Below are 10,500 nucleotides of genomic sequence, written 5' to 3'. Positions count from 1 at the left end.
TCGCGTGATCATAGGCGGGACTCGCGTGATCAGACGGACGACTCAGCGGCCCTGCAGGGATTTCACGTTCTGCCCGAATGTCCAGTTCCGTGAACCGTCCCAGTTGATCGACCAGGTCATCAGGCCCTTCAGCGCCGGAATGCTGCGGTACGCCTGGGAAACCAGGCTCGGCGACATGTAGCCACCGCCGGCGCCGGCCTGCGCGGGCAAGCCCGGAGCCTGCTTGTCGTAGGGCACGCGGATCGTCTGGCCCTGGATCACCAGGCCCTTGTCGAGGCAGTTGGTCTGCGCGACGAAGCCCTGGACCGTCCCGGCCTGGTACGAATCACCGGAGCAGCCGTACATGCTTCCGTTGTAGTACTGCATGTTCAGCCACCACAGCCTGCCGTTGTCCGCGTACTTCTTGATGATCGGCAGGTACGCGCCCCAGATCGAGCCGTAGACGACGCTGCCGCCGGTGACGTACGCCGTCTCGGGCGCCATGGTGAGCCCGAAGTTCGGCGGCATTGCGGCGAGAACGCCGTCGATGATGCGGATGAGGTTCTTCTGCGAAGCGGAAAGCGTGTTGATGTTCCCGCTGCCGGTGAGGCCGGTTTCGATGTCGATGTCGATCCCGTCGAAGTTGTACTTCTTCAGGATCGGCACGATGGTCGCGACGAATTTGTCCGCCACGGTGGCCGAATTCAGGTCGATCCCCGCGGTGGCGCCGCCGATGGACATCAGGATGGTCGCGCCGGCGTCCTTCGCGGCGCACATTTCGGAGGGGGTCGCGACCTTCACAGTCGCGTCCATCCCATCCTCCCATTTTGCCGTTCCGTCGGACAGGATGACCGGAAAGGCCGCGTTGATCACGTTGTACCCATTGGCCTTGATCCGGGCGTCGGTGATCGGGATCCAGCCCATCGGCGGATGGACGCCGTTCGAGGCGCCGTCCCAGTTCTCCCAATAGCCCTGCAGGACCTTGCCCGCGGGCTTCGATTTGACCGCGCAGACCTCGGCGTCGGGAGACGCCTGCGCCGAGCCCAAGGCGACGAGTGTGGTGACGGCGAGTACCGCCGCGCCGGTGATTGCGAGCAGCCGTGAGACGCGACCGAACATACCCAGCTCCCATCTCGAAAGCGGTTTGAACGAACAGGAAGCGGCCGTTCGGCTCAACATAGGTCGCCGCGCATGAGTGGCGCTACCGACGATCGGGTGGTCTAGACCAGATATCCAAGAGTTGCCCGAAAATCTCCCTCACGCGCGAAGGCCATCTCACGAGGCCGGGTGTCCTCGTGAGATGGCCTTCGTCATTCGGATGGTCAGACGGTGATGGTCCAGCTGTCGAGCGTGCCGGTGTCCTGCGCGTAGGCGTCGTAGAGCACGAGCGTCCAAGTGCCGGAAGCGGCCTCGTTGGTCACGGGGACCGAGTACGTCCTGGTGCCGAGATCCGTGCAGGGCAGGGAACCGGTGGGTTTGACCGAGTACGTGCTGCCGTCGGGGGCCTTCAGGCTGATGCGGAGGTCCTCGGAGCAGGTGTGCGTCCCGGTGATCGACACCTTCACCGGCGAGGTCGCCGTGCCTGTCGCGGTGGACGTGATCGGGCTGTTGACCGTCGCGTAGTCGTTCAGCGCGTAGTCGGTGCCGTTGGTGAACGTGCGCACGCTGACGTCGCCGACGGTGAGCGTGTACTGCGCCGTGCGGTCCACCGAGGTCCCGTCACCGGTCACCGTGATCGTGCTGGTGCCGTTGGGGGTGCTCGCCGACGTCGCGATGGTGAGCGTCGAGGAGCCGCCGGACTGCACCGAAGCGGGGTTGAACGTCGCGGTCGCCCCGGCGGGAAGACCGCTGGCACTCAGCGAAACCGCTTGTGCCGCACCGGAAGTCGTCGTGGTGTTGACCGTGACGGTCGCTGACTGTCCCGCTTGGACGGTGCCGGAGGACGGTGAGAGACCGAGCGAGAAGTCGGGCCCCGTCGACGTGCCGACGGCGAGCTTCCAGAGCGCGTACGCGATCGCGTCGCTGTTCTTCTCCAGTGGGGTGTCCGGGATGTTCGACAGCGTGTCGCACGCGCGGTGGTAGCAGCTGTCGAACGCCCTTCCGGCGGTGCCGCCCCATTTCTGTTGCTGCGCCGCGCTCTTCGTGTACCCGGCACCGGTCGCGAGACCGCCGACCGGGATGCCCGCGCTCTTGAACGACGCGTGGTCCGAACGGCCGTCGCCTTCGGTATCGCCCTCGGTCTGGATGCCGATCGTCCGGAAGTACTCGTCGAACACGGCCTTGACCGAAGCGACGTCGTCGTAGACGAAGTAGCCCCAGTTGTCGGAGCCGATCATGTCGAAGTTCAGGTAGGTCTTGATCTTCGTGCGCTCGGTCTGCGGCAGGCTGTTGACGTAGAACCTGGACCCGCGCAGACCGGACTCCTCGTCGGCCCACCAGCCGAAGCGGACCCGCTTCGCCATCGCCGGGTTCTCGCGGGCCAGAGTCAGCGCGACTTCGAGGATCGAGGCCGAACCCGAGCCGTTGTCGTTGATGCCGGGGCCGGCGCTGACGCTGTCGAGGTGCGCGCCGAGCATGATGACCTGGTTGGCGTCACCCTGCGGCCATTCCGCGATCACGTTCTGGTTCGAACCCGCGCAGCTCGTGCAGGACTGCAACGTGACGTTGTAGCCGGCGTCGCGCAGTTTCTGTGCCACATAGGACACCGACGCCGGGTAGCCCGGCCGTCCGGCGGCGCGGTTGCCGCCGTTCTGGTTGGCGATGGTCTGCAACGCGCTCAAGTGCGCCTTGACGTTGGCGAGCGAGATGTCCGGTGCGGCGGCCGTGACCGCCTGCGCGGGCGCCGTGACGACACCCAGTACGGCGGCCATGCCGACGACGGCCGCTCCTATTCGCTTTCCCCACTTCATGCTGGGGTTTCCTTTCTGGGTAATGGTCCGTGAAGGCCTCCTTCCCTACGCTGAAGGTAGGGAAGGAGGCCTTCACGGAACGGGAATCAAACGGTGATCGACCAGCTGTCGAGCGTGCCGGTGTCCTGCGCGTAGGCGTCGTAGACCACGAGGGTCCACGTGCCCGCCGCGACTTCGTTGGTCACGTTCACCGAGTAGTTCCGGGTGCCCAGATCGGTGCAGGGCAGGGAACCGGTGGGTTTGACCGAGTACGTGCTGCCGTCGGGGGCCTTCAGGCTGATCCGGAGGTCCTCGGAGCAGGTGTGCGTCCCGGTCACCGTCACCTTCACCGGCGAAACCGCGTTGCCGGTGGCGGTCGAGGTGATCGGGCTGTTCACCGTGCCGTAGTCGTTCAGCGCGTAGTCGGTGTCGTTGCTGTAGGTGCGCACGTCGCCGCCGGTGCCGACGGTCAGCTTGTACTGAGCGGTGTGCGTGCCGCTCGCCGCGGTGCCGGTCACCGTGATCGTGCTGGTGCCGTCAGGGGTGCTCGCCGACGTCGCGATGGTGAGCGTCGAGGAACCGCCCGACTGCACCGAAGCGGGGTTGAACGACGCGGTCGCCCCGGTGGGAAGACCGCTGGCGCTCAACGAAACCGTCTGTGCCGCACCGTTGGTGGTCGCGGTGTTCACCGTGACCGTGGCCGACTCGCCCGGCTTGACGGAACCAGCCGCCGGGGTGACGCCGACCGAGAAGTCGTCACCCTGCGGGGTACACGAGGCCGGTTCACCGGTCGCCGCGGGAACGCTGATGGCGTTCCATGCCGCCTTGGTGGTGTTGAACTCGGTGCAGGAACCCGGGTACAGCGCGAGCGCCGCTTCCAGGGTGGCCTTGCGGGCCGCGCGGTGGTTCCAGCTGGAGGTCTTCTTCAGCAGGCCGTTGTAGAAGATCTTCGCGGCCTTCTGGATGCCGATCCCGGTGATCGAGGTGTTGTTGCAGGTCGGGCTGGCCGGTTTGCCGACCGGCGCGGTGCCCTCGGCGAGCAGGTAGAACCAGTGGTTCTGCGGGCCCGCGGCGGCGTGCACCTCGGTGTTCGGGATGGACGACGAGTAGCAGTCGGGGTTGCCGGAGATCCTGCTCGGCTGGTTCATGTAGCGGATCGGGCCGCGGCCGACCAGGTTCACGCCCTCGCCGACGTCGTAGTCGGGGACGTCCTTGGCGTTGTTGGCGTAGTGCTCGGTGACGGCACCGAAGATGTCGCCGGTGGACTCGTTGAGGCCGCCGTTCTCGTTGCCGCTGCCCGCGCCGCCCGGCGTGGTCTGGAAGATGGCGTGGCCGTACTCGTGCGCGACGACGTCCATCGGGGTGGCCTGGCGCTGGCCGTCCTGCGAGCGGCCGTAGGTGGTCGAGGAGCCGTTCCAGTAGGCGTTGGCCTGGTTGAGGCCGACGTAGGCGGGGAAGCCGCCGCCGCTGCCGTTGATGCCGTTGCGGCCGAGCCATTCGCCCAGCATCTTCCACTCGGTCTGGACGCCGAAGAGCGCGTCGACGCAGGCGGTTTCCAGGTCGGTGCCGGAACCGTTGCCCCAGTTGTCGTCCGGTCCGCTGTAGGGCGAGCCGTTCTGGCGGGCGCAGCTGATGTTGGTGCGCTGCGGGTCGCGCATCGTGTACGTGCCGCCGGAGTTCGTCGTGTCGATGGTGACGTTGCCGACGTAGTAGCTGTTCCCGGCGCCCAGCGTGCTGACGTCGTTCGACGTCGCCTTCGGCGCGGCGGCCGGGAAGTTGGACATCTTGACGTCGTCACGGGTTTCGAGCACCGCGCCGGTGACGCCGTCCACGAAGACGTGCAGGTTGCTCGGGTTCGCCGCCTTGGTACCGGCGACGACGACCTCGTAGGCGAGCTTGGGGGAGTTCCCCGCCAGTACGACGAGCTTCGGCGCGGCGACACTGTCCACTTTGGATAGCTGGCCGCGCGCGACCTCGGTCGCCTTCGCCGCGGAGATCTTGGCCTTCGTGTCCACCGAGATCGCCGCGGTCTCCGCGGCGCTGGTGCCGCGGACGCGCCCGGCGCCGTCGGCGACCACCACCGCGTCCCCGCCGACGACCGGCAGGCCACGGTAGGTTCGTTCGTAAGCGGCGTAGAAGAGTCCTCCGCCACCGGGGGTCAGCCCGACGCGGCGGAAGTCTTCCTGCGCCCCCTTCCGCAGCTGGTCTACACCGGTCGCGGCGGCCCGGTCGGCCGCGCTCGCGGCCACGGCGTCAGGGCTCGCGGGCTGGATGGTGGCGGTGGTCGCGTTCGCCGGGGTCACCGGAAACGTCATGCTCAGGGCAAGGCCGGCGACGGCCGCCAACCCTGTTCTGAGCCCTCGCTGAACGGTCATGTGAACCTTCCATGGGCAGGACCGTGTACCCGTCCGGCTAGAGGCGCGGCGGGGAATTCGACCTGGCGGGCGCACGGCGGGGGACGGGGAGCGTGCCCATTCGGATAACTGGAGTTATCCCGATGGACACGTCCGAGTAAAGGAGCCGGTCACAAGGTGCGTCAATGGGCCGGATGGCCTAGCGGAGCGGGTGAAGATCGACATGCAGGGAATGAAATGCCTGTGTAGTAAGAGTTTTCCCGCCATGTGCGATATATGGCGACTTTCGTATGGTTTTCAGCCGGTCGGCCCGAAATCGGACATAGCGGCCGCGCGTACACCGCGCCGATAGGCCTCCGCGGCCTTTTCGATTAATCCGCGGGCGCGCAACGTGTCGCCCAGATGCAGTGAGGTGGCGACGAGCGCGCCGCGCAGTTCGGACTTTTCCTGTGCGGTGGCGGCTTCTTCGAGTAGCGCGGTCGCCTCGGACAGGTCGCCGCGCGCGCGGGCGATGAGTCCCAGTAACCGGAGAACCTCGGCCCTGGCCTCGATATCGGGGGATCGATCCAGAAGCGGGCGGATCCCTTCGGCGAGTTCGGCGGCCTCGTCGAGCTTCCCTTGGCGGCGGCGGACATCGGCGAGTTCGATGGTCGCGCCGAGCACACCTTCCCGCGATCCCGCCTTGGCAAGGAGATCGCGCGCGAGCCGCAGTTCGGCGTGCGCCTCGTCGAGTTTGCCCAGTCGCCGCCAAAGGAAGCCGCGCGCCCAGCGGCACCGGGCGGCGTCGCGGTCGTAGCCGAGGGAGGTGAACAGGCGCAGTGCCCGCGAAAGGTCCTTCTCCGCGCGGTCGACCAGGCCGATCGCCTGCCACAGTTGCGCGGCCTGCCGGTGATAGCGCGCGGCGATGTCCGCACGGTGAGCGGAAGGGAGGACGCGCCGGCCTTCATCGGCGGCACGACGGGCGCGGCGGAGCGCGCCCATTTCGATCAGCGGATGGATCAACGCGGTCACCAACGCCAGCTCGGCGTCGGGATCGCTCGTGCCGGGGGCGCGGAGATCGGCGAGCGCGTTTTCCACGAGCGCGACCGAAGCGCCCAGATCACCCGAAAGCGCGCGGCAGGCGGCGAGGCGGTTGACGATCATCGCGCGCAGCCGGGGCGACGCCGCGTCGGCGAGTTCCATGGCGTGCGCGAATCCCTTGTCCGCCAACGGGATGTCGTAGCGCTGCCACTGGACTTCGCCGAGATGGAAGCGCGCGTGGCATTGGACGTCCGGCAGCCGGTACTCCGCCGCTCGGTGTTCCACCCGGGTGAACTCGCGTTCGGCGGCCTCGAGTCCGCCTTGCTGCAACTCGCGGTACGCGGTCTCGAGCGCCTCGGTGAGTTCCTCGGCGGCGCCCGGTGGCCGGTCGAAGCGGAGTTCGTCCGCGGTGAGGCCGAGCCGTCGCGCGAGGTGGGAGAGCACGTCGTCCGAGGGCAGACGGCGGCCCGACTCGACCTTGGCGAGGAAACCGCGGTCGTAGCGCGGCTCGGCGAGCTCACGCTGAGTCAGCCCGCGTGCCCGGCGCAACCGCCGGATCCGCGCGCCGAGTGGTTCTGCCCTGGACGGCACCGATCCACGGTAGACGATTTCCCGGCGGGTATCCGGCTGAGCTGGGCGGATACCCGCCAACAACGGCCGGATCCGGTGACTTCCGACCGGCGAAACGGACATATTGACTGGTGGCGTCCCGGGCGCTAGCGTCTTGCGCCATAAAAAGGAAACTTTCTTAACTAATCCATGAGCGGGGCGCCGATGATGGTGAGTTCCTGGTCCCGGACGGTGGCCGCGGTTTCGGCACTGGTCCTCGGGGGTTTGACGGTTCCGGCGGTTTCGGCCGCGGCGGCGGTCCAAGGTGAGGTGCGGGTCGATCAGGTCGGCTACGGCATCACCGAGACCAAGTACGCCTATCTCCTGTCCAGCGCGCCGGGTGCGTTCTCGGTGATCGACGAACGCGGCCGGACCGTCCATCGTGGACGGACCGGGCAGTCGCTCGGCGCGTGGAACGCGAAGTACTCGGCGGTGTACCAGCTGGACCTGTCGAAGGTCTGGCTGCCGGGCAAGTACCGGATCGAGGTCACCGGCGAGACCAAGGCGACGTCGCCGACGTTCCGGGTGGACACCAAGGACCGGCTCTTCACGCCGCTCGTCCGTGCCACCAACGAGTTCTTCCAGGCGCAGCGCGACGGTGACGACATCATCCCCGGCCGTCTCGACCGCAAACCCTCGCACCTGGCCGACAAGCAGGCCACGGTCTACGAATGGCCCGCGTTCGGCGGTGAATTCGGCGACGAGATCACCGAACCGCTGAAGCCGGCGGGCGGGCCGGTCGACGTCGAGGGTGGCTGGGTCGACGCGGGCGACTTCGTCAAGTTCACGTCGAACACGGCGTACTCGCTGGCGGAGCTGGGTTACGTGCTCCGCGAGGACTACGATCGGGTGCTGGCCAAGGAGGTCAAGCTCGGCCTCGACTGGCTCGACAAGATGTGGGACGAGAAGAGCAAGACGCTCTACGCCCAGGTCGGGATCGGGACGGGCAGCGACAAGTTCGGGTTCCTCGGCGACCACGACGTCTGGCGGAATCCGCACGACGACGACCCGCTCGACGTGAAACCCGGTGACCCCAAGTACTTCGTGAAGCACCGGCCGGTCTTCCCCGCGAACCCCGGCGGATCCGCGCTCAGCCCGAACCTCGCCGGCCGCGTCGCCGCCGCGTTCGCGCTCGGCGCCCAGGTCGAGGCGAAGCGGAATCCCGCGCTGGCAAAGGAATACCTCGCCGAGGCCTCGTCGGTCTTCGCGCAGGCCAAGACCGAGAACGTCGGCGAACTGGTCACCGCGTTCCCGCACGCGTACTACCCGGAATCATCCTGGCGGGACGACATGGAACTCGGTGCGACGCAGCTGGCCCTGGCGGCCAAGGCCTTGCGTGACCCGCGGTCCGCCGAGTGGACGCGGCAGGCGGCGCACTGGGCGAAGGCCTACATCGACGTCGAAGAGAAGAGCACGCTCAACCTGTACGACACCAGCGCGCTGGCGCACGCCGATCTGGCGAAGCTCCTGCGGCACGGCGTCCCGGGTGCCGCGCTCGGTCCGAAGGAACTGATCGGCGACCTCCGCCGTCAGCTCGACGAAGGGGTCGCGAGCGCGGCTCAGAGTCCTTTCCGGACCGCCGTCTCGGTGAAGGAATTCGACGCGGCCAGCAAGAGCTTCGGGTTCGCCGCGACCGAGCGGCTGTACGCGGACCTGACCGGTGACCGCCGGTACGCGGCGTTCGGTTCGCAGCAGCGGAACTTCACCCTCGGCGCGAACGCCTGGGGCATCTCGCTGGTCGTCGGCGTCGGCACCACGTACCCGCGGTGCCCGCATCACCAGGCGGCGAACCTCGCCGGAGAGGAGAAACTGCTCTACGGCGCCGTCGTGAACGGACCCAACGGAGCGGAGAACTTCGAGCACATGGAGCTCCCGCCCGGTTCGAAGGACTGCAGGAAGCCCTTCGAAGCCTTCGACACCCCCGAGGCCCGCTACGCCGACGACCTCGCGTCGTGGCCGAGCAACGAGCCCGCCATCGACTTCACCTCGACGGCCATGCTCGCGTTCGCGCTGACCGGACGTTCCTGAGGCGTGATCGCGGGGCCCGCTCACCGGCGGGTCCCGCGTTCGCGTATCCGACAACTCCTGTTCGCGGCGATGCTGCCGCTCCGGACGGTGACGACGTCGTAGGCTTGGCGGGGTGAGCGAGACAAGCGAGTTCCCCGACGGCCAGTACCCGGAACGTCCCCTCGAACGGCACAAGGGTCCGGTCGTGCTGCGGCGGGATCGCCGTGACCAGGACAGCACCACCGACCAGCGCCTGCTGGACTCGCGGGGTCCGAGCGACTGGGTGCACACCGACCCGTGGCGCGTGCTGCGGATCCAGGCGGAGTTCGTCGAGGGCTTCGGTGCGCTGGCCGAGGTGCCGCGCGCGGTGACGGTGTTCGGTTCGGCGCGGACCAAGCGGGACCACCCGGAGTACGAACTCGGCCGCAAGATCGGCGGCGCGCTCGCGAACGCGGGTTTCGCGGTGATGACCGGCGGCGGCCCCGGCGCGATGGAAGCGGTGAACCGCGGCGCCAACGAGGCGGGCGGGTTCTCGGTCGGCCTCGGCATCGAGCTGCCGTTCGAGCAGGGCCTGAACCCGTGGGTCGACCTCGGCGTCAACTTCCGGTATTTCTTCGCGCGCAAGACCATGTTCATCAAGTACTCGCAGGCGTTCATCTGCCTGCCCGGCGGTTTCGGCACGCTCGACGAGTTGTTCGAGGCGCTCACGCTGGTGCAGACGAAGAAGGTCACGAAGTTCCCGGTCGTGCTGTTCGGCAGCAAGTACTGGGGCGGCCTGTACGACTGGATCGCCAGTTCGCTGCTCGCCGAGGGCAAGATCGGTCAGAAGGACCTCGAGCTTCTGCACGTGACCGACGACATCGAAGACGCCGTACGCGTCGTGCAGGATTCGTACAAGGCTTGGGAGGACACCCACTGATGGCGGCTCCGCGCCGGGTCTGTGTCTTCTGCGGCTCTTCGATGGGCTTCGACCCGCGGTACGCCGACGAAGCTCGCGCCCTGGGCACGCTGCTGGCCTCGCGGGGCATCGGGCTGGTCTACGGCGGGGCTTCGGTCGGGACCATGGGCGTCGTCGCGGACGCCGCGCTGGCCGCGGGCGGCGAGGTGATCGGCGTGATCCCGGAGGCGCTGGGCAGCGTCGAGATCGCGCACGCCGGCCTGACCGAACTGCACGTCGTCGCCGACATGCACCAGCGGAAGGCGAAGATGGCCGCGCTGTCCGACGGCTTCCTCGCGCTGCCCGGCGGCGCGGGGACGCTGGAGGAGCTGTTCGAGGTGTGGACGTGGGCGCAGCTCGGGCTGCACGAGAAGCCGATCGGGCTGGTCGACGTCGGCGGGTACTACGCGCCGCTGCTGAAGTTCGCCGACCACATGGTGTCGGAGGGCTTCCTGTCGGCTGGGTACCGGGACATGCTCTCGATCGACTCGGACGCTTCGGTGCTCCTGGACGGCTTCGCGGACTACGTGCCTCCGCCTCGGCCTAAGTGGGCTAAGTAGGGCTTGGTCGCGTGGGTCGTGGGGGGGGGTTTTGGGTTTCCCCCCCAAAACCCCCCCCCACCCCCCCCCCCCTCCCCCCCCCCCCCAAAAGAAATTCCTTCTTCTAAAAGAACTCCCTTTTGGGACCCCCGAAGGCGATCGCCCCC

Annotated in this window: 7 protein-coding genes; 3 read left to right on the top strand and 4 right to left on the bottom strand. The window is 67.8% G+C overall.

Features of this window, described 5'->3' with window-relative positions:
• Window positions 1-42: 42 nt before the first annotated feature.
• The 4 genes from AC069I_RS00760 to AC069I_RS00745 all read right to left on the bottom strand — a co-directional run bounded on the left by AC069I_RS00760 (window position 43) and on the right by AC069I_RS00745 (window position 6,832).
• Window positions 43-1,098 (bottom strand): chitinase, encoded by a 1,056-nt coding sequence (locus tag AC069I_RS00760; RefSeq protein ID WP_192746609.1) that lies wholly within the window; start codon window positions 1,096-1,098, stop codon window positions 43-45.
• Between the two features lie 203 nt (window positions 1,099-1,301).
• On the bottom strand, window positions 1,302-2,888 hold the full coding sequence (locus AC069I_RS00755; RefSeq protein ID WP_478264583.1) for a M28 family peptidase: 1,587 nt from the start codon (window positions 2,886-2,888) through the stop codon (window positions 1,302-1,304).
• Window positions 2,889-2,974: 86 nt separating this feature from the next.
• Window positions 2,975-5,242, bottom strand: coding sequence for a M4 family metallopeptidase (locus AC069I_RS00750; RefSeq protein ID WP_478225220.1), 2,268 nt, complete (start codon window positions 5,240-5,242; stop codon window positions 2,975-2,977).
• Between the two features lie 276 nt (window positions 5,243-5,518).
• Window positions 5,519-6,832 (bottom strand): helix-turn-helix domain-containing protein, encoded by a 1,314-nt coding sequence (locus AC069I_RS00745; RefSeq protein ID WP_478225221.1) that lies wholly within the window; start codon window positions 6,830-6,832, stop codon window positions 5,519-5,521.
• 183 nt (window positions 6,833-7,015) lie between these two features.
• Here AC069I_RS00745 and AC069I_RS00740 point away from each other — a divergent pair, with 183 nt between their 5' ends.
• The 3 genes from AC069I_RS00740 (at window position 7,016) to AC069I_RS00730 (ending at window position 10,354) form a co-directional block, all read left to right on the top strand.
• Window positions 7,016-8,878: a glycoside hydrolase family 9 protein gene (locus tag AC069I_RS00740; RefSeq protein ID WP_478225241.1), complete on the top strand. Its 1,863-nt coding sequence runs from the start codon at window positions 7,016-7,018 to the stop codon at window positions 8,876-8,878.
• Window positions 8,879-8,990: 112 nt separating this feature from the next.
• Window positions 8,991-9,776 (top strand): LOG family protein, encoded by a 786-nt coding sequence (locus AC069I_RS00735; protein ID WP_478264582.1) that lies wholly within the window; start codon window positions 8,991-8,993, stop codon window positions 9,774-9,776.
• Window positions 9,776-10,354: an LOG family protein gene (locus AC069I_RS00730; RefSeq protein WP_125680437.1), complete on the top strand. Its 579-nt coding sequence runs from the start codon at window positions 9,776-9,778 to the stop codon at window positions 10,352-10,354. The genes AC069I_RS00735 and AC069I_RS00730 overlap by 1 nt, the downstream gene beginning before the upstream one ends.
• Window positions 10,355-10,500: the final 146 nt, after the last annotated feature.

Source organism: Amycolatopsis sp. NPDC043885, assembly GCF_056435685.1.
This window is presented reverse-complemented; position numbering and strand designations above follow the sequence as displayed.

Bases quoted from the DNA above. Each gene is read 5' to 3' on its own strand.
- AC069I_RS00760 (WP_192746609.1), bottom strand. From the start codon at position 1,098: ATGTTCGGTCGCGTCTCACGGCTGCTCGCAATCACCGGCGCGGCGGTA.
- AC069I_RS00755 (WP_478264583.1), bottom strand. From the start codon at position 2,888: ATGAAGTGGGGAAAGCGAATAGGAGCGGCCGTCGTCGGCATGGCCGCC.
- AC069I_RS00750 (WP_478225220.1), bottom strand. From the start codon at position 5,242: ATGACCGTTCAGCGAGGGCTCAGAACAGGGTTGGCGGCCGTCGCCGGC.
- AC069I_RS00740 (WP_478225241.1), top strand. From the start codon at position 7,016: ATGATGGTGAGTTCCTGGTCCCGGACGGTGGCCGCGGTTTCGGCACTG.
- AC069I_RS00730 (WP_125680437.1), top strand. From the start codon at position 9,776: ATGGCGGCTCCGCGCCGGGTCTGTGTCTTCTGCGGCTCTTCGATGGGC.